Origin of the sequence: Brevibacillus sp. BC25 (genome assembly GCF_000282075.1) — a bacterium.
Lineage (GTDB): Bacteria > Bacillota > Bacilli > Brevibacillales > Brevibacillaceae > Brevibacillus.
The window spans coordinates 42,029-61,530 of the sequence record NZ_AKIX01000039.1 but is presented as its reverse complement, the minus strand read 5'-3'; the positions used below and the strand labels follow the sequence as shown (position 1 = coordinate 61,530).

The 19,502-nt window shown below is 50.5% G+C and carries 15 protein-coding genes; all 15 read left to right on the top strand.

The annotated features are described in order from the left end of the window. Positions 1-5 precede the first annotated feature (5 nt). The 15 genes from PMI05_RS11330 to PMI05_RS11260 all read left to right on the top strand — a co-directional run bounded on the left by PMI05_RS11330 (position 6) and on the right by PMI05_RS11260 (position 19,501). On the top strand, positions 6-2,162 hold the full coding sequence (locus PMI05_RS11330) for an ATP-binding protein (RefSeq protein WP_007721350.1): 2,157 nt from the start codon (positions 6-8) through the stop codon (positions 2,160-2,162). A gap of 114 nt (positions 2,163-2,276) precedes the next feature. Then, the gene (locus PMI05_RS11325) at positions 2,277-2,849 is read left to right on the top strand and encodes a DUF4255 domain-containing protein (RefSeq protein WP_085972481.1); all 573 of its coding nucleotides are present in this window, start codon (positions 2,277-2,279) and stop codon (positions 2,847-2,849) included. Continuing rightward, on the top strand, positions 2,849-3,655 hold the full coding sequence (locus tag PMI05_RS11320) for a hypothetical protein (protein WP_007721346.1): 807 nt from the start codon (positions 2,849-2,851) through the stop codon (positions 3,653-3,655). Before PMI05_RS11325 ends, PMI05_RS11320 begins: the two co-directional genes overlap by 1 nt. A 182-nt stretch (positions 3,656-3,837) precedes the next feature. Further along, the gene (locus PMI05_RS11315) at positions 3,838-5,598 is read left to right on the top strand and encodes a phage tail sheath subtilisin-like domain-containing protein (RefSeq protein WP_007721344.1); all 1,761 of its coding nucleotides are present in this window, start codon (positions 3,838-3,840) and stop codon (positions 5,596-5,598) included. A 37-nt stretch (positions 5,599-5,635) separates the two neighbouring features. After that, complete coding sequence (locus PMI05_RS11310) at positions 5,636-6,067, top strand: phage tail protein (protein ID WP_007721341.1); 432 nt, start codon at positions 5,636-5,638, stop codon at positions 6,065-6,067. Positions 6,068-6,153: 86 nt separating this feature from the next. After that, positions 6,154-6,531, top strand: a complete 378-nt coding sequence (locus PMI05_RS11305) for a hypothetical protein (RefSeq protein WP_007721338.1) — start codon at positions 6,154-6,156, stop codon at positions 6,529-6,531. Continuing rightward, positions 6,528-6,719, top strand: a complete 192-nt coding sequence (locus PMI05_RS11300; protein ID WP_007721336.1) for a DUF6760 family protein — start codon at positions 6,528-6,530, stop codon at positions 6,717-6,719. Before PMI05_RS11305 ends, PMI05_RS11300 begins: the two co-directional genes overlap by 4 nt. 5 nt (positions 6,720-6,724) lie before the next feature. Continuing rightward, a complete protein-coding gene (locus PMI05_RS11295) occupies positions 6,725-7,189 on the top strand; it encodes a phage tail protein (protein ID WP_007721335.1) in 465 nt (154 codons plus the stop codon). 33 nt (positions 7,190-7,222) lie between these two features. Then, the gene (locus tag PMI05_RS11290) at positions 7,223-11,161 is read left to right on the top strand and encodes a hypothetical protein (RefSeq protein WP_007721334.1); all 3,939 of its coding nucleotides are present in this window, start codon (positions 7,223-7,225) and stop codon (positions 11,159-11,161) included. Between the two features lie 57 nt (positions 11,162-11,218). Further along, a complete protein-coding gene (locus PMI05_RS11285) occupies positions 11,219-11,854 on the top strand; it encodes a hypothetical protein (RefSeq protein WP_007721332.1) in 636 nt (211 codons plus the stop codon). Between the two features lie 7 nt (positions 11,855-11,861). Further along, the gene (locus tag PMI05_RS11280; RefSeq protein WP_007721330.1) at positions 11,862-12,977 is read left to right on the top strand and encodes a phage late control D family protein; all 1,116 of its coding nucleotides are present in this window, start codon (positions 11,862-11,864) and stop codon (positions 12,975-12,977) included. Then, positions 12,974-13,699 carry a phage baseplate assembly protein V gene (locus PMI05_RS11275; RefSeq protein ID WP_007721327.1) on the top strand — a complete coding sequence of 242 codons (726 nt, stop codon included), beginning with the start codon at positions 12,974-12,976 and terminating at the stop codon, positions 13,697-13,699. The genes PMI05_RS11280 and PMI05_RS11275 overlap by 4 nt, the downstream gene beginning before the upstream one ends. A 16-nt stretch (positions 13,700-13,715) precedes the next feature. Further along, positions 13,716-14,117, top strand: coding sequence for a GPW/gp25 family protein (locus tag PMI05_RS11270; RefSeq protein ID WP_007721314.1), 402 nt, complete (start codon positions 13,716-13,718; stop codon positions 14,115-14,117). Positions 14,118-14,165: 48 nt separating this feature from the next. Beyond that, the gene (locus PMI05_RS11265; RefSeq protein ID WP_007721313.1) at positions 14,166-17,216 is read left to right on the top strand and encodes a putative baseplate assembly protein; all 3,051 of its coding nucleotides are present in this window, start codon (positions 14,166-14,168) and stop codon (positions 17,214-17,216) included. 41 nt (positions 17,217-17,257) lie between these two features. Continuing rightward, complete coding sequence (locus PMI05_RS11260; protein WP_007721312.1) at positions 17,258-19,501, top strand: putative baseplate assembly protein; 2,244 nt, start codon at positions 17,258-17,260, stop codon at positions 19,499-19,501. Position 19,502 lies beyond the last annotated feature (1 nt).

Here is a 19,502-nt window from a genome sequence, read left to right as displayed (position 1 = left end):
GCGAAATGACTAGTCCCGAACCGAATCACAACCAGTGGAACTATTACGAAGAAATGCTTCGATGGCTGGATATTCATCTGATGCGCTTGCTGGCCGTCCGAGCACAGCAGGGGGATGATTATCCGCTTGATCAAATGAGGGGGGTGATTGTCACAGAGGAAGAAGTCGTGCAATTGCTCGAGGCAGCCCCGCCAGCAACGCAGCTATGGGAAGCTTTCACAGAGCGGGTGGCAGCATACGAAGAACGCCTTCATGCCCTGCACATGCAAGAAGCAGGTAGCGTACCGATTCTGGCAGTAGCAGACGCTTTTTCACTCAACCGCTTCGAGTTGGGATGTTTATTTCTTTGCCTGGCAGTCGAGCTGGATCGGAAATACGAAAAGCTGTTTGGCTACCTCCTCGATGATATTACGTGCAAGTCGCCTACTCCCGAATTGGCGATGCAGCTATTTTGCCGGACAGCGACCGAGAGATTAGAGGCATGGACAGCGTTTACGCAAAAAAGCAAGTTGGGCCGACTGCTGCTTTTTACCGAGGGGGATGTGGGCGGAAGTGGCTCTTGGCTCTCTCGGCCGTTAAAGCTGGATGAACGTATGCTGCACTTTTTGACGACAAGGGATGGAGGTGATGCCAGTCTGCCGCCTTGGCTATCCTGGAGCTTGCCAGATCAAGAGTTGGAACCATTGGTAGGGGAGAGCGCGATTCATTTGCAGGAGCGCTTTGAAACATTGTGGGAAGCGACAGGAGCAGATTCAGAGGGGCTTCTCCTGCATTTGCATGGTCCGACTGGCGTTGGCAAAAGGCATCGAGTCAAGCATCTGTTTCATCGCGTCAGGCGACCAGTGCTGTTCGTCGATGCAGAGCGCTTGATCCGCGAGGAAGCTTTTTCACGAAGATTACAACAGGTCATGCGGGAGGTGCAGCTGCGTCAGGGTGTGCTATGCTTGCACCAGTTCGAGGTTTTTCTGACAGAAGAGGTACAACCAGTTGGGCGCAAGCAGCTAGTGATAGATGAACTCGAAAGCTTTTCAGACCCTATTGCGATTGTGGCGAAAAGTCAATGGAAGCCGGAAAACGCTTTGGGGAAGCGGATTTGGCTGGAAATGGAGGTGCCTGGTCCAGATGAAACGGAAAGGAGGCGATTATGGGAGACGGGCAGTGCAGGCATGAGCTTTTCTCAAGAGATTGACGTAGGCGTTTTAGCAGGGAAATTCAAGCTGAATGCCGGGCAAATCAACCAGGCGCTTCACAGAGCAAATGAAATGGCGATGCAGACGAAAGACAGGACCATTACGAAAACGCACCTCCATGAAGCATGCTTCCTACAAATGAGACATGCGCTAGAAAAGCAAGCCACACGATTGAGCCCCAAATACAGCTGGGAAGATCTGATTTTACCTGAAGAGCAACTGACTTTGTTGCGAAATGCCTGCAATCAGGTGACCTATCGAAATGTCGTTTTGGGAGAGTGGGGCTTTGGGCGAAAGCTCTCTTATGGCAAGGGCGTCAGCATGTTGTTTGCAGGTCCTCCGGGTACGGGCAAGACGATGTCGGCGGAAGTAGTGGCAAACGAACTGGGTCTGGAGCTCTTTAAAATTGACCTGTCGCAGGTGATCAGCAAGTACATTGGGGAGACGGAAAAAAACCTCCACCACATCTTCTCAGAAGCGAAAATCGGCAATGCCATTCTTTTTTTCGATGAAGCCGATGCTCTTTTTGGCAAGCGCTCAGAAGTCAAAGATTCGCATGACAAATACGCGAATGTGGAAACGGCCTACTTGCTGCAAAAGATGGAGGAGTACGAGGGGGTCTCCATTTTGGCGACGAATCTCCTGCAAAATTTTGACGAGGCCTTCATGCGCAGAATCAACTACGTGGTGAAGTTTCCTTTTCCCGAACCGTTCTATCGAGAAGAAATATGGCGCAGTATGTTTCCGGCAGATACGCCGCGAGCTGCTGACATCGATTTTGAGTTTCTCGCGTCCAAGCTGCACATTGCTGGGGGCGGGATCAAAAATGTGGTTCTTGCTGCCTCTTTCTTGGCTGCATCGGAAGGCACGCCTGTTTCCATGAGTCATTTGGTTGCGGCTACAAAACAGGAGTTAAAAAAGACGGGTAAGCTGCTATTGAAAGAGGATTTGGGGGAGTATGCCAACAAGTAGTGCGTATCGAGGAAAATATGTAATTTTACAAAATTAGATAAAAATTCATGTAAAACCATTAATTTCAATGTTATGATAGGGATATTCTGTCAAATAATGTCGAGGTGAACGGGTATCAGCCAGTACACCGCCATTGCTGAAGTAGGAGAGTCGCTGCTCGCTCTTTTGCGAAAAGAGATGACGCCGGAGCCGATTAGCCAACCCGAGTTGATTGGTCTAAGCTCGCCCGCTCAGCCAGGAGATTTGGCGTTAGCCTTGTTTTTATACGAAATCCGGGAAAGTCAGGAGAGGCAGCACATGATGATCAGTGAAGGTACTGATCAGTTGCGATATCCCCCAATGACGGTCAATCTATCCTACATATTGACCGCCCATTCCCCAGCAGAACAGCATACCCGCATGCTGGACGAGCACCGCATCCTCGGGCGTGCCATGCAGGTTCTCTACGACAACGCCATATTGCGTGGCGATCAGCTTCAAGGCTCCCTTGCCAACATGGATACAGAGCTTCGTGTCGTAGTGGAGCAGCCTCCCGTTGATAAACTCATCCAACTCTTTCCACATGTTCCGTACAAGCTATCCATCGGCTACTCGGTAGGGCCGGTTCATATCGATTCAACCCGAGTTCGTTCAACGAAGCGCGTACTGGAAAGGGATATTCGCATACGAGGGGAAGGTCATGCTTAATGGAACAGCATTTCCAGGTGCGCATTCGTTCCGTCTTCTCGTATGCCGTCCGTCTGGTGGACATGTATACAAGAGGAGCCCCCTTTCGCTCGAGCTTGTCTGTTCGCTTGGCGAATCATCCACAAGTGCCCGTATGCAAAGGGGACGGATGGTATATCTTTACTGACTTGCCTGATGGGATTTACACGCTCACCATATGTAGCCGAGAGTATATGGATCGCTCCGTGTCCTTCTCCGTGATCACTGGGAGCACATCTTACACGGAGTCAATCATTTACTTGCATCCGAGTCCAGCCTATCCATTCCGGTCAGGAGACTCCCTTGTTCGAGGGAGAGCTTGCGTGGAGGATGGTTCCCTAGCTGGCGGAGCCTTTGTGCAGGCTGTCATCTCGTATGAGCGAGATGCCCCGGTGAGGTTGGCCGAGGACGCTGACAAAGGGGCCACGGAGCTAATCGTAGCCAATAAAAAGGGTCAAGTCGACTTGGCTGACGCCTTTCTTCTCGAAACACCCACATGTAAAGGGACGTTCATTCGTTTTGCAAGTCCCCAAAAAGGTCGGGTTTATCCCTTGACCGAACCTCTTTCTTTTGCCTACCCAAGAGGCACTGTCTTACTCCCACTGCTCGAAACGTATTGCGATGACAGAGGAGAATTCGTAGTTGCCCTTCCGTTGTTTCTAGAAAAAACTCATGCGCGTATGAAAATTGAAGTGTGGCGGGAAGAAGCCGCTGGTTTTGCTGAGCTTTCTATTCAAGCCGGTACGACCCAATCCATAGGTATCATCCAAATGAACAGACCCAAATAGGGTGATCCGGCAGTTGTTTGGCGTCGGTCCATGACATCCTGCTGCCTGATTATAGAGCAAGACTCACGTATCAAAACGGTTTTATTTGTAAGTGGTAAAGCAAGTGATGAAATTATTCGGAGGGAGGGACTGATTGTAGGTTTCTGCTGCTGATACATGCGGAACTCTCCAATCAGGTTACGATGCCAGAGTACTTATCACCAGGGGTGTATGTCGAGGAGTTTGATAGTGGCCCCGTTCCCATGGAGGGAGCGAGTACGAGCACGGCCGGTTTTATCGGGTTGGCCCAAAAAGGACCCGTTGCGGGGTTGCCTGAGCTAATTACAGGTGTCAATGATTTCCGTAAGTTGTTCGGTTCCTATTTGTCTGAGAATGCGTTTGGCGAATACCGCTATCTCGCTTATGCAGTGGATCACTTCTTTCTGAATGGGGGCTCCCGTTGCTATGTGATGCGGGTAGCACCATCAGATGCGAAGCCGGCTTCCAATGAAGGCAACAGCGAAGGGACTGTCCTTCGGATTACTGCGAAAAACCCAGGGGCATGGGGAAATCAGATCCGCGTAAATTTGATTCCGTCGAGCAAGGCAAAAACGCAGATTTACGAGCAGCTAGGCGAAGCTCCTAAGTACCGTGTGAAAAACAGTGCAGGTTTTCAACCAGGTGATGTCGTTTCTTACTATGACGGTGAAACCAAACAGTACAGTGAAGTAGTTTCATCCCAAGACAATGTGATCGAGCTGACAGCTGTGCTTACAGGAGACGTCATCGATAACAATCTGCTGCCGGTCAAAATTTTGTCCACATGCGAATTCACGGTGCAAGTCTTCTACAACGATGAGGCAGAAGAGTTCGACAAATGCTCACTCAATGTCTCTGCTGCTAATCATGTCAGCAAGCTGTTGTCCAAGAGCAATATTGTAGAGGTCGAAGCGGGTGCTGCCCCAGCGAGCCCAGAAGTCATCCCGCCTTTTACCGTCATTTCAGGGATGGCGGAAGAAACCCAATCCGAGGGCGGAAAGACGGAATTCGGTCTGTATCAAATCTCATTGGCAGGGGGCAGCGACGGTTCTGTCGCCAATCTGTCAGCGGGTGAATACATGGGGGAAGACCATGGACCGGGAAAACGTACCGGAATCCAAGCCTTCATCGATAATGACGAAGTGAGCATTATGGCCATTCCTGGCGTGACAGACCCGAATGTGCAGCTAGCGCTTGTGGCTCATTGTGAAAACTTGAAAAGCCGCTTCGCCATCCTCGATATTCCACGCGATAAGAAAAAAGTAAGCGATGTGTTGACGCATCGCAATATTTTCGATACGCAATACGCTGCCATCTACAATCCTTGGTTGCAAGTGTTCGATCCTCTGGACAAGCGCAATATTTACATTCCGCCATCAGGCTCCATGGCCGGTATTTACGCGCGCTCGGACAATACCCGCGGCGTACACAAGGCCCCGGCAAACGAGGTCGTACGCGGCTGCACAGGACTGGATTGCCAGTACAATACGGGCGAACAGGATATTTTGAATCCGAAGGGAGTCAACCTGATTCGCGCATTTACGGGTCAAGGAATTCGCGTCTGGGGTGCACGGACGATGTCATCCAATGGGCTATGGAAGTACATAAACGTACGCCGCCTGTTCATTTTCCTCGAGCAATCGATCAAAAACGGGACAAACTGGGTGGTATTTGAGCCAAATGACGAGAGGCTGTGGGCCCGCGTCCAACGCACGATCGATTCTTTCCTGACGCGTGTCTGGCGAGATGGAGCGCTGATGGGCTCAAGCCCGCAGGAAGCCTTTTACATTCAAATCGGCAGAAGCACGATGACGCAGGATGATATCGACAATGGCAGGTTGATCTGCGTGATTGGTATAGCTCCTGTCAAACCAGCAGAGTTCGTCATCTTCCGTATCACGCAAAAAACATCTGATCAGCAATAATTCACGGCGAAAAACGGTGTGAAGAAAGGGGTACAGTATGGCAGATCGCAAGGATCCATACCGCAAGTTTCGGTATCGGGTAGAGATGGACGGCATTCAGCAGGCAGGCTTCAGTGAGGTGTCGGGCTTTGATGCGTCTGTGGACGTAGTCGAGTATCGCGAAGGCAATGAGGTAATTACACCGCGCAAGCTCCCGGGCTTGGCGAAGTACGGGAACATCACGCTGAAATGGGGCGTGACGGATTCGATGGATTTGTACAACTGGATGCAGGACACCATCCAGGGCAAGGTCGCACGCAAAACGGTTACGATCATTGCCATCAATGAGGCCGGAGATGATGTCGCTACATGGAAGGTCATCGAAGCATGGCCGACCAAATACACGGCGCCTGATTTTAACGGTACGTCCTCAGAGGTTGCTATTGAGCAGTTGGAAATTGCCCACGAAGGAATGACACGAACGAAATAATAGAAGATCCCGACGCCTAAGAGTGGCAAGGAAAAGGTTTTTCTTTGTCACTCTTGCTGGCCGAGGGTGATGAGGAGGATGACACCATGGCATTTAAAACGGAATACGAATTTGAGCTCCCGCGCGGTTATGTTGATGAAGAAGGAAACCTGCACAAGCGGGGCGTCATGCGCTTGGCGACGGCTGCTGACGAGATTTTGCCGATGCGTGATCCGCGTGTCCAGCAAAATCCCGGCTACTTGACGATTATTTTGTTGACGAGAGTGATTACCAAGCTGGGAGATGTACGGGGAATTGACACCAGAGTGGTGGAACGGCTGTTTACGGCGGATCTCGCGTACCTGCAAAACCTGTACAGACAGATCAATGAATTGGACAGCTCGATGTTCAAGACATCTTGTCCGAAATGCGAGCATGAATTTCAGGTAGACATGGCTTTTTCAGGGGCGCTGGAGGGAGTATGAGTGGATACCCCGTCGACAAGATCTATGAAGAAGCCGCCTTCATCGCCTACTATTTTCACTGGCCTCACGACGAGATCATGTCGATGGAACACAAGGAACGGCGTCGCTGGTGCGAGGAGATATCCGCGATTAACCGCAAGCAAAATGACGAGCCCGAAAATGTTTTTGATGTGTTCAAGCGGAGGTGATTCTGGTGTTCGCCAATGAGAATCCGTATTACACCAACCTCCGATTTCGTGTGGACTTTCTTCCGTTTGGATTGGAGATGGATGGCATCTGGGTCGCTGGATTTAGTGAAGTGTCCGGACTGGCTGTCGAAACAGAGCTGGAGGAGTACCAAGAGGGCGGCATGAACCATTTCGTCCACAAGCTACCGAAACGCAGCAAGTTTCCCAATCTGGTCTTCAAACGAGGGTTTGTGAGATCAAACGAGCTGTGGAGATGGTATGAAGACTTCCACTTTGGCCCGCCAGAAAAGCGCAAGCGCAAGCAGGGGGCGATCATTCTTATGGACCCAAACGGAAATGATGTGGGGGCTTGGGCATTTGAAGGGGCTTATCCGGTCAAGTGGGTTGGACCGGAGTTCCGGGCCACGAATGGAGAAGTGGCCATCGAGACATTGGAAATCGTGCACCACGGCTTAAAAGCGTATTTTTAAGCCTTATCCCGTCTGCAAGGAGCAAAAGAAACGATGATAACGATCAAGGCGCTACCACCTTCGCGTCGTCCAACACTGCTGCCAAGGGCGTCCAGCCAAGGCTTTGCACAAAGCATCATGCAGAAGTATCGGCACGAGGAAGGTCGCGATCCCGGCCACCTCGCTTTGATCCATCGTGATTTTTCGCCGAGTATCGGAGGGCAGGAAAACCACTTTCATCAAACCTTCATTCAAGTGCGCATGCAAGTACAAGTGGACTCCTACCTCGGATTGAATCGAGAAATGTTACCAAACGGACAGGCTGGTTTCCCATGGCCAAAAGAGCGCGTGGTGATAACGCAAGCATCGGGATCAGGACGAAAAGTACAACCAGCTACTTTGATACATGAGCTTTTTCGGAAGTGGGAGTCATCCAAAGTAATCGAGAAGGTTTACCTGCCTCGGATCACCGTTGTCTCAAATGGAAGAGATAGAGATCGCTCGTCCAGTTTTGTTCAGTCTTCCGTTCAGCGAGCAAGCTCACTTGAAAAATCGCTGCCGTTGGGACGGTTCATAGAGCAGATAAACACGGTCGATTTTGCTTCGCCTCTTTTGAAAACAATTATTTCAGACAGCAAGGAAACTGTACGTGAAAGATTCCAGACGCCTGAGACTCCCTATGTTTTGCCAGAATTTTTGGTACACACGGCACGAATGGGTGATCCTGGTGGACATAGGAGCATGCAAAATGCACGTGAGCGGATACGGCTCGAATCAGCGACAAGAGTAGATGCGATTTCGATTTCACGTGTCAGAGCTACGCGTTCTGAAGCAGGCCGATTCGAACAGTCTGGAGTGCGCTGCTTTTTGCAGTTGATCCGCAGAGTGATGGAGCCAACGGGTGGGATTTGGTCTTTTCCTGTTTTGCTAAAAAGAGCAGAAGGACGGGCTGCGAGTTCTTTTTGGGATCGCTCGGTGAGGACAGAGAGAGCTGGAAATGACAGTAGAGATATCGCAAGGCTATTCGTTCATGAAAGTGAAAGTACACGTTGGTCTGTAGCTTCCCAGCAGACTGAGCTGTGGGGGCGCTTGTGGGAAAACCTGAATCTGTACTGGCAGCAAAGTCGAGCAACATGGCTGCCTAGGACGATGACCACGCATCCACGTCTACGTGTTTTACAGCCAATTGTTTTCGCAAGAAGCCGTCAATATCTGCAAGCAAAAAGCGAGTGGATGCTAGAAACACTGCCTCAAGTATCTTCTAGCCCAATGGAACCGAAGATACTTCATAGCAATGAGCTTTCGATGATGTTCTCGTCCGTATTGCCAAGCATGCTTCATCGAGCGGATGCTGGTCGGACCAAACAGCTGTTTCTTTTGGCTCAACAGATTCAAAAGGCAGAAATCAATTCTGTGCATGTCGTACATGGTTCTCGACAGGGCTTGAAGCAGATAGAAAGAGGGCGGGAACAACAGCCGAGTGCCTTATCGCATTGGTTGCGTCAGCTTGTCATAAGTCGAGAGCGACAAACAACCGTGCTTGCATCTCGGGTAGAGCAGGAGCAGCCGAGTAGCATTACATTTCACCCGTTGCAACTGCTTCCTTTCGAATCCATCGTAACAAGGAATCAGCGGACATACGCGTTGCTTCAACAACTGATATTACAGGAAGCTAGGTTGAACGAGATTGTTAGGGAGCAGTCCATTCGCTCGAGATCAAGCTATGAGCAAACTCATTTTGGCAGAACGAGCATGATCCCAGCTGTGTCACGTGCTTCGTATCAGCAGCTTGACATGCTACAGCATGAGTGGTGCACGGGTTTGTCGTTACACGTTTTACACCCCATGCAGGGGCTACCGTTCCCATTGCATATCACACGTGTCACAGATAGCTCCCAAACAGTTCCGCTTCTCTCGCAGTCAGTTGTCAGGAAGTCGATCGCTGCTTATTGGAGACAGAGCTTGCAGCCCGCCAATTCTCCTGTTTTCTTTGCAAAACGAGGATTGTCCAATCAGCCTTTGCTCAAGGAATATCTTGAAACTCTTAACAAAATCGAGCGTGAGCCAGCTGGAATAGCTAGTACTGCACGGTTTGTATGGAATCGCTTCGTGCCGGTCTTCCATATGAATCGCCAACGCTGGCAGACGTTACAAAATCGTATCGTAAGTTCTACTCATCACGAGAAGAACGGGAAGTCCGTGATGGCGTGGGTGCATCTTCAACAGATGGCGGAAAAACAGCTCAGAGCAAGGGAACTCCTTGTTACTAGAACTCATACGCCAAGGAATCTTCCGTATGAGCTGGAGAATCAATTTCTGCATCCTGCGACAAGTACGCTTAGTAGATGGTTGATTGAAGGCATCTCCCAATCATTTTTCCAATCAACTATTCATTTTCTGCGAAATAAGCACATTTATCAGCTGTCATACGAAACGGTACGTCAGCTACTGTCGTTTCAGGGTGGGAGGGACAAGCAGGCAGATCGCGCTTTCTCTTTCTCCAAGAATCAAGAAAAGTTCGGCCTACCGGAACGAAAAACGACGATCTCGAAAGTGCACGAGCGCGAGCATAGACCAATAGGGCACTCCATCTTCCTAAAAAATGAACGGAGTACAAGTCGAGCATTCGTGCATACTCATCGTCATGATCGGGAGGCCGTTTTCCTCAGGTTGAACCGCTTTGGTTTTGCAACGCTTCGTGCCACAGAGTGGATTGGACTTAGAGGACCAGATCATCAGCAATTGCACAGTACGTCTGCGAAGCCGTTTTCTATCAGAGAGGACGTCTCTGACAGGGACTCATTGCGACAGCTAGCTGCTGGATGGAGTGCGGAATTAGGACTCACGATCCTCTTGCAAAAAAGCGCGAAGCTGGCAGCGATGAGCGAGTTTGCAAAGGTAGGCTCAACAAGCACAAGTAGGAAAGCTCTCCTGAGAAGTGAAAAGCAATCGAATGATCAGTCAAGGTCTCGCAAGGGCGAAAGCAATCCATTACGAGAAAGCCGTCAATCCCGTGAAAGCCGTCGCTCTCACTTCTTGCAGCAGACAGCCAGCTTGAGGACAAACTCCGTTGCCCTACGTGCTCGCCCCTATCTTCAAGTCATGGAGCAAATGAGAAAGGCTATCCTAACTGATTTCCGGACGGAAACATATGTCCAGAACCATCACTCACTCTCGACTGTTCTAAATCGTCACGATGCACAAATGGTTGTTCAGAAACAATGGGGACCATTCCATAGCCTTGTGCATGGTCAAAACGTGGGGATGCCCGACAGTATCATACATGAGAGTGGAAGAAGACGTGCAATAGAGCCAGTACAACAACAAGATCGAGTCAACAGCTTGGAGCCATTTTATCGCCACCATCCAATCAGCTCCGTTCCATTCGCGAGAGAAAAATCCATTGATTTTGTCTTGGACAGATTGCATTCCGGACAGTTCAGTCGCCGTAGCCGTTCTCAACAAAGCAACTATGAGCAGATTCTGACAGTCAACCAGAAGACGCAGACGATCAAACGGCTAACTAGTGATGGGGCACAGGAGGTCGAGATTCGAGACGCTCGTCTCACCCCTCTGCAAAAACCAAGGCTATTCAACCTAGGCTCAACATCAATGACAATGCTGCCTCCACTCCTGCAACGATTGCAACAAGCTCAAAGAGCGCCAGGAGAACCGGAGCAGCGCTCCCTGTCCGAAAACGCAACCCATATTCATCGACGAGGGTTACGCACAGCAGACAGCCACGGAAGCCTTGGTGCTACCGTTCAGTCGCCGCCGTCTATGGAGTATCTGCGAAAAAGCATGCAGCCTCAAGAAACCGCAGTGCAGCAGACGACAACACTTCCACTCCAACGACAAGTCGATCTACACGTGCAAGAGAGGGCTGGCAATCAGGCATCGTTATCCCCACAAGAGGTGGATCGATTGATGGATAAAATGATGAAGGAGCTGGACAAGCGCCTCACTCAAGAGCGGCAGCGACGAGGTCTATAAGCAGGAACCGCCGCATTCACAGATGACTATTTCTTCGGTAAAGAGAGGCAAAAGCCAATGATGGGTCAGGAGAAAAAGGCCAAAATTTTAGTGGATCGCAACGGGCAAGGTGACTTCAAGGAGAGTATCTCCGTTCTCTTTAATCCTTCGGAATACAAGGTAGATGCCTCCAATAACTACTCTTGGCAAAAGATATTGGGGCAATCGGTACCAGTCGGGATGTTCACGAGCGGTGATATCGAGACATTATCTGTCGACTTGTTTTTTGATACATACGAGGCTGGAGTGGATGTGCGTGCATTCACGAATCAGGTACTGGGACTGATGGCCGTAGAAAAGAAAATCAGTACGCCGCCCCTATGCAAATTCGTCTGGGACAGCTTTCAATTCACAGGTGTTGTCGAGAAGGTTTCGCAGCGGTTTACGATGTTTCTCGATCAAGGGACACCGGTACGAGCCACGTTAGGCGTCACGTTTAAAGGCACGAGCGTGAAAAAGTCCGCGGACGATATCGGGGCTGCAAGAGAAAAGGTCGCACAACAAACGGTTAACCAAGGAGACCAGCTGCACTTGATGGCGTATCGCTCGTACAATGATGCGTCGAAATGGCGTAACATTGCGAACGCCAATCAGATCGACAATCCCAGACTGCTAAAACCAGCTACTACCCTGCATGTGCCACTTGTGAGGTGACGAAGGCATGAGCGAATTGAAATTGACGACAGACCGCCATTCCTTCGATGACCTGCGCCAAACATACAACAACTTTCATTCCCCAGCCTTGGAAATACTCGTTGGAGGGAAAAAACTGATCAGCCAGATAGGTGTCGCCATTACCAAAGCGACGATCAACTCCAGCTTGGAAGGCAAAGCAGATACGTTCTCGTTTTCGGTAACCAATGCTTTTGATACGGCAGCGTGGGAATTTCGCTGGGTAGATGACTATTTGGTTCCTGGTAACGAAATCGAGATCCAGATGGGCTACGGAACCGAGCTGTCCAGTCTCTTTTACGGGCATATTACAGCCGTTTCGTTTGCATGTGAGGAGACGCCTACCATTACGGTAAAAGGGATGGACAAATCGTTCCTGCTTATGGTCGATAACAAGTCTACCTCCTGGAATAAAAAGAAATACAGCGATGTCGTGAAAGAGCTGGGACAAAAATACGGCTTGTCGACGCATGTGGATGATACGGTTCAGACAATCGAGACCATTACAAAGACGGTCTCCGAGACTGACTTTCAATTTTTAAATCGTCTCGCAAAAATTTGCAACTACGATTTTTTTATCGTCGGGAAGAACTTGTATTTCCGTAAGCCACTGAGCAACATGACGCCGGTTCTTACCTTGATCTGGGGAGTTTCCTTGCGCAGCTTTTCCGTTGATGTCAACATTGCTTCCCAAGCTTCCTCCTATACGGTGCGATGGGTAGACAAGGACAAATCAACGGTGCTCCAGGAAGCAAAAGCAACAAGCACAGATATCGGGAAGCTCGGGACCAATTCGAAGACAAGCGCTGATCTGCTGAAAGCAATCGGTGATTATTTTGATAAATACGAGTCTACGAAAAAGCTGGACTCACCTGAGGAGATAAAAGCGGTTGCCAAAGCACGCTTGAATCAACTCGCCATGAACCTTCTTGACGGCAACTGTGAGGCAGTCGGTCTGCCAGAAATTCGTGCTGGCCGCTATATCATGCTAGAGGGCATGGGGAAAAAGCTGAGTCAGCCTTATTACATCACATCTGTCACACACACCATCGATGTGGCATCTGGCTATGTCACTACGTTTCATGTGAAGGGAAATACGATATGAGCTTTGATCATTGGTTCTACCAGGATGAAATAACAGAAGAAGAACGGGCAAAAATCCACGGTGTCATTGTCGGCATTGTAACCAACAACGAAGACCCGGAAAAGCTCTCGCGTGTGAAGCTGAAGCTGCCTCTGGTTGACAACGAGCGGGAGACGGACTGGGTGCGAATTGCCACGCTCTTTGCAGGAAAAGATCGCGGCAGCCTGTTTATTCCGGAGGTAGGCGACGAGGTGCTGGTCGCGTTTCACTGGGGAGATGTACGGGAGCCGTTTGTGATCGGGATGCTCTGGAATCAGGAAAATAAAGGCCCGGAAATGGCAGAGAAAAACAACATCCGAAAAATCACGACCCGTGCAGGCCACGAAGTGATTTTTGGTGATGATCCGAATGACGGGAAGATCACGATTGCCACGAAAAAAGGACAACAGGTGGCGCTGTCGGACAAGGATGAGAGTATTGTGCTTACGGAGAGCAGTGGAAACCACCAAATCGCCATCAAAGGTGGCAGCACGGGCGAAGTTACGGTGAAGAGCGGCTCAAGTACAATCACGTTGAATGCAAAAGGACAAGTGACTATTCAGTCAGACACATCGCTGACAATCAAGTCCACACAGTTGAATCTGGAGGCGCAGGGGGCTATGTCGATTAAAGCAGGAGCGTCCCTGAACATCAAATCTGACGGAATTGTTGCCGTCAACGGTTCGGTGATCAAATTGAATTAATTCATGGGGGGATTCCATGCAGCAGCCATTCGGTGAAAAAGGATGGAAGTTCCCTATTCAGGTGGATCAGGCTACTGGCCGTATTCGTTTGTCCGACTACGAGGATGACATCGCAGAAGCGATTCGCATCATTCTTTCCACAGCAAAGGGAGAGCGTGTGATGCGACCGAAATTCGGGAGCGGATTGCAAGGCTTCATGTTTGATGGCACGGACGGAACGAGCCTGGCTTTGCTCCAGTCGGACATCGCAGAAGCGATCATGATCTGGGAACCGCGTGTACGAGATGTGCAAGTGGAGGCCAAGGTCGACAAGACTCATTCCGAAACGGTGAACGTTACGATTAGCTATACCGTACGTGCGACAAACAAAGGCTATCAGCTGTTGCATCCTGTCCATCGTCTCGGTCCACGAGGATAGCGCAAGAGTCACAATCGTGTGAAGGAAAAAGGAAGGGAGGTGGGTAACGTGAAACCACCTTTGGTCGATCCGCAGGACATGCAGGCAGTCATCCGAAAAATGCGCGAAATGGTGCCGTTCTACACCCCGGAGTGGCGATTCACTCCAGAAGATCCTGATGCGGGTACGGCTTTATTTCTCCTTTTCGCAGACATGCTGATGAATAATCGTGAGCGTTTGAATCAAGTGCCCGAGCGAAATTTTATCGCTTTTCTCAATATGCTCGGGGTCGGAATGGCTCAGGCACGACCGGCAGAAACCTTTTTGACATTTGAATTAAGTACAGGTGTGCAAAAGCCAGTGTGGATTCCGGCTGGCACAAAAGTTTCGGGTAAGTCTGCCCTTGGCGATGAAGTGGTTTTCGAAACAGATCAACCTATGCTGGCTACCCCCTCTCTCCCGACAGATCTGTTGTTTTCCAATGGCAGTCGAGACTTTTTAACTGATGTAACGAGTTGGCTTGGAACAAATGCGCCGCTCTCTCTTTTGGACTGCAAGGCTTTGCCAAATCACCAAGAGCATTGCTGGTATTTGGGGCATGAGGACTTGTTTTGTTTAGGGGATCATGCTTCGATCCAGCTCACGATGGTTTCCAATCAGGAACGATACCTGGAATCCTTGCTGACAGAGAAGCTGGCGAATCCGGAGCTAGTCGAGTGGACGTATCTGTCAGAGGGCGAATGGGTTTTGTTCGACAAGATCGAGGCTGATCAAAATCGGCTGCGCTTGGAAAAAAAGCAGCGGAAAAAATGGGAATCGAGTGAAGTGCAAGGAATCGAAAATCGTTGGCTCCGTTGTCGAGTGAAGCCAGGCATGATTCATGAATGGATGAAAAATGGCGGGAGCACCTCTCTGACCCAAATCCAGATGAAGACGGATTATTTGCCAACAGATGATCCGGAGGGCCTTGCACCCGACATGCTATTCTCCAATGATGTACAGGTATCTGGGAGTGGCTGCCTTGCGTTTGGCGAGCAGCTTGCACCGTATGGCATGTTTTTTTTGTCCTGTGAAGAGGCGCTGACGAAGCCGGGAAGTACGGTTGCCCTTCGTTTTCGGATGAAGACGGTGGCTTATCCCGCTACACATCTGTCACAACCAGAACCGAAATGGAAATGGATCATGAAGGAATCTTCCTTTGACCCTCCTGCGACGACACCCGTCACGGTCAGCAAGGTGGTATGGGAATACTGGAATGGCAGCGGATGGATGGTGCTCCTGTCAGGAGAGGATCGGGAGAAGCTGTTTGCTGGCACCGAGTCGAATGAGGAGATTGTGGTTGCCTTTACGTGTCCAGATGATTTGCAGCCGACGACCGTGCAATCCCAGCCCGGGTATTGGATTCGTGTGAGAATTCTTCAGGTGGAAGGCTTATATGGCACGAATCCTGTATACATGGCCCCTTGGCTGGAAGACATGCGCCTGACCTACTCGTACCGAGAGTCGCTGCATGAGCCGGAAGCGATTCTCACGCAGAACGACTTGGATTGGCAGCAACCCGTGGGTACAGGCAATCATCAGGCTAGCTTCCAGCCGTTTTTGCCGTCCGAATGCCTACATCCCGCCGTCTACTTTGGCTTTGAGCAGCCGCCATTACAAGGACCGCTCTCTTTCTACTTTTCTTTTTTACCGATGGAAGAATCCCCAGGGGCTGCTCTGGTTGTGCAATGGGAATACAAGCGCAAAGAAACAGGAACAACGACTTGGGCAAAGCTGCAGACGATTGATCAGACCGCTGGTTTTACGGAAAGTGGTACCGTCCGTTTCGCTGGTCCTTTTGATATGGAAAAAAGCAAAATGTTTGAGCGGGAGCGTTATTGGATTCGCGCTGTCAACGTAGACAATCGGCTTGGAGGAGGCACTTTGGATGCACGACATCCCGTGCTAAGCGGCTTTTATCCGAATACGATACGAGCCATTCAACAGGAGACGATTCGCAATGAAATGGCAGAGCGGATAGCAGAGGGGCCACAAGCCGAGTACAGACTCATCCGACATCCCGTCATGGGCGAAGAGGTATGGGTAGATGAAACAGGCTCCTTTTTGCCGAGTGAACGAAAGAGCTGGCTGGAACATCCAGAAAATCGGGTGGAACTGCTCTATGATTCTGAAGGGAACGAGCAAAAATGTTGGGTTCTGTGGAAGCGAGTAGAGCATCTGCACGATTCTGGCCCAGATGATCGCCATTACTGCTTGGAGAGCGCTACCGGAAAAATTTTGTTTGGCGATGGCCGACACGGTAGGGATCTACCTCAAACCGGACTCGGTTCCGTGAGAGTGACGTATAAGGTCGGAGGGGGAACAGCAGGGAATCTTCCTGCTGGGCAGTTGAATCAACTGGAACAATCGATTCCGTTTGTCCAAGCCGTCAGCAATCCGGTGCCTGCGGTTGGGGGAAGTGATCAGGAAATGCTCAAGGCAGCCTTGCAGCGCGGTCCTCAAACCATTAAACATCGCTATCGAGCGGTGACGGCTGAAGATTTCGAATGGCTCGTCCGTGAAGCGCATCCGGAGATACCCAAAGTGAAGTGTTTGCCGAATCGGAACAGCCGCCTGCAAAGAGAAGCAGGGCATGTCACTGTGATCGTATTGCCCGCAGCGGGATGCTTCGGCACACAATTTTTGGAGCTTCGGCGTTCTGTCACGAACTACTTGCTTACACATGCGGCGGCGACGGTAGCCTCCCCCGAGCGGATTCATGTTAGGGAGCCTGTCTACTTGGAAATTGCGGTGACGGCAGAGCTGGCAGTGGGGTCTTTGGAGGAAATTGTAGAGGTGGAGCTGGAGACACTCGGCAAGCTCGCGCGCTTCCTTGACCCGATATCGGGAAATCTGCACGGTGGGGGGTGGGAAATAGGACAACGTGTGCACCCGTCGCTCTTGTTTGCCTTGTTGAAATCCGTAAAGGGCGTCCGCTTTGTGGATCATCTGACCTTGGCTGTATTTCGAACGGAAAATGGGCAACGAAAGGAACTACTCGCTACTGAATACGAAACGATCGTACATGGGATCGTCACGGAGGGTGCGCATCGAATCAGCGTCCGCGTTCACAAAAGCTAGGCTTTCTTCCCACCCAAACATTGAAAAAGGAAGTGTGCGCTATGCTTCCATCCAAAAATCTGGATGATCGCCACTTTGAAGAGATCGTAGAACAAGCAAAAAACGCGATCCCCAAGCTGCAGCCAGAGTGGGGTGATCACCGTCATCACGATCCGGGCATTACGCTTTTGGAGATGTTCGCGTGGTTAACGGAAATGCAGCAATATTATCTCAACCGGATAACGGAAAAGAACGAACGCAAATTTTTACAGCTCATGGGTGTACACCCAAAGAACCAGTCATGTGCGACGACGGATGTAACGTTTTTCGACGTGTCAGAAGAAGCGATCCTTCCGGAGAAGACGAGATTGTTCGCGGGGAATCTTCCTTTCGAGACGGAACATTCGCTTGTTCTGGTACCGGCCAGCCTGGAGCGTGTTCTGGTTCATACAGAAAGCGGAACGGCGGATGTGAGTTCATCCAATGCGCATAACGGTGTTTCCTACTTCGCATTTGGCCAGGAACCAAAGATAGGGAACAAGATTTACTTAGGCTTTGATCGACCGCTGCCAGTGGGGAAGGCAGTCTCCATCGGATTGCGCCTGTTTGAGGACTATCCTGTTCCAATTGTCCCGCTTACACCAACATCGCTTTTCGTTCCATCGGCCAGTCTCGAATGGGAGTACTATGGCCAGAACGACCGCACGCAAGAAATGGGATGGAGTCCGTTGCCACGAGTCTCGGATGAAACGATGAATCTCTCCTTTTCGGGACGAGTCCTGATCGAGCTTGAAGGGGCAATGAAGCCGCTCATGCTTTACCCCGCCAATGATCGGCCTCGATTTTGGCTCTGTGCGACATTGCGTACAGGTCGATTCGAATTGGCTCCTCGCATGGAAAAAATCGAGCTGAATACCGTGAGCGTCATCCAACGCGAAACCCTCAGTCAGGTATGGGAGTTTGACGGGACCGATCAAGTGGATCAGACGATCGTCCTTGCAAGCTCGCTATCATATGAAGGCACAGTAGAGGTTCAATGCAAAAAGGGGCGTTATTGGCAAAGTGGATGGGATCTAGATAAACCAGACCAAGCCGATACAGGTGCATTTTCGTATCGCGTCTCGCGCGACCCAGAACAGGGCACAACGATGATCCGGTTTGGAAGTGCAATGCCTGAAGGCAGCAGAAATATTCGGGTCATCGCCTATCGGAGTGACTTTGCAGGGCAGCGTTTCATTGGAGAAAGCAGTGGATTGCCACATCAAGTGTTTCGGCTGAATGTCCAATCGATCTTGCCAGAAACGTTTATCATTCAGGTGGCGCGTCAGGTCGAAGGCAGTCCGTTTCGCGTCTGGGAAGATTGGTCGCTGGTCACTGATTTTGACCGATCGGGACCACAGGACCGCCATTTTATGCTGAATGATTCGGACGGGGCAGAAATTGCGTTTGGCAACAATGAACACGGAGCTATTCCTGAAAGGCTGGAAGGCATGGCGGGCATTCGGATCATCTCTTGTCAGACAGGTCAAAGTGCGAAGGGGAATGTACAGGGTAGCCAAATTACCCGTTTCCTACCGCTCGCCCGGCAACGAACCACCGCGCAGGTGACAAATCCCCGTCCAGCCAGTAGGGGAAGTGAGCGCGAAACGATCGATCAAGCCAAACGCAGGATGAGAATGGAATGGAAAAAACCGCAGCGGGCCGTTACAGCAGAAGATTATGAGGCCATCGCGCTCTCGACACCCGGATTGCGTGTGGCCCGCGCGAAGGCAATCCCTCTGTATAAAGTAGGGGAAATGGGGGCTTCCGAGCAAAACGCAGCCGCTCAAATGACTGTCGTCATCGTCCCGTTCAGCGACCAGTCGACACCACTGCCAAGTGAAGGCTTCCTGCGGACCGTTCGCCACCAATTGGAACAGCGAAGGCTACTAACGACAGAAGTCCATGTGGCTGCCCCAGCCTATATCAAAGTGACCGTTTTCGCGACAATCGTGGTAGAGCCTGCGTTTGCAGACAAAAAGCAGATCGTGCTACAGGCACTGAAGCAGTATTTGACGCCATTGAATGTCCAAGATTCTTCGACTCATCAAGGAAAAGGATGGAAATTTGGTCGGCCTGTTTATAAAAGCGATCTCTACGAGGTGTTAAACCAGATCGAGGGTGTGCTGTACGTGACGGATTTGTGGGTTTCCGCGGAGGGCACAGGCATTATCAGGGATGAAGGTGGAGATATTCAGATTCCGCTCCATGCGCTGGTGTACTCAGGAGAGCATGTTCTGGAGCTCGTTGTGGATAGAGAAAGATAGA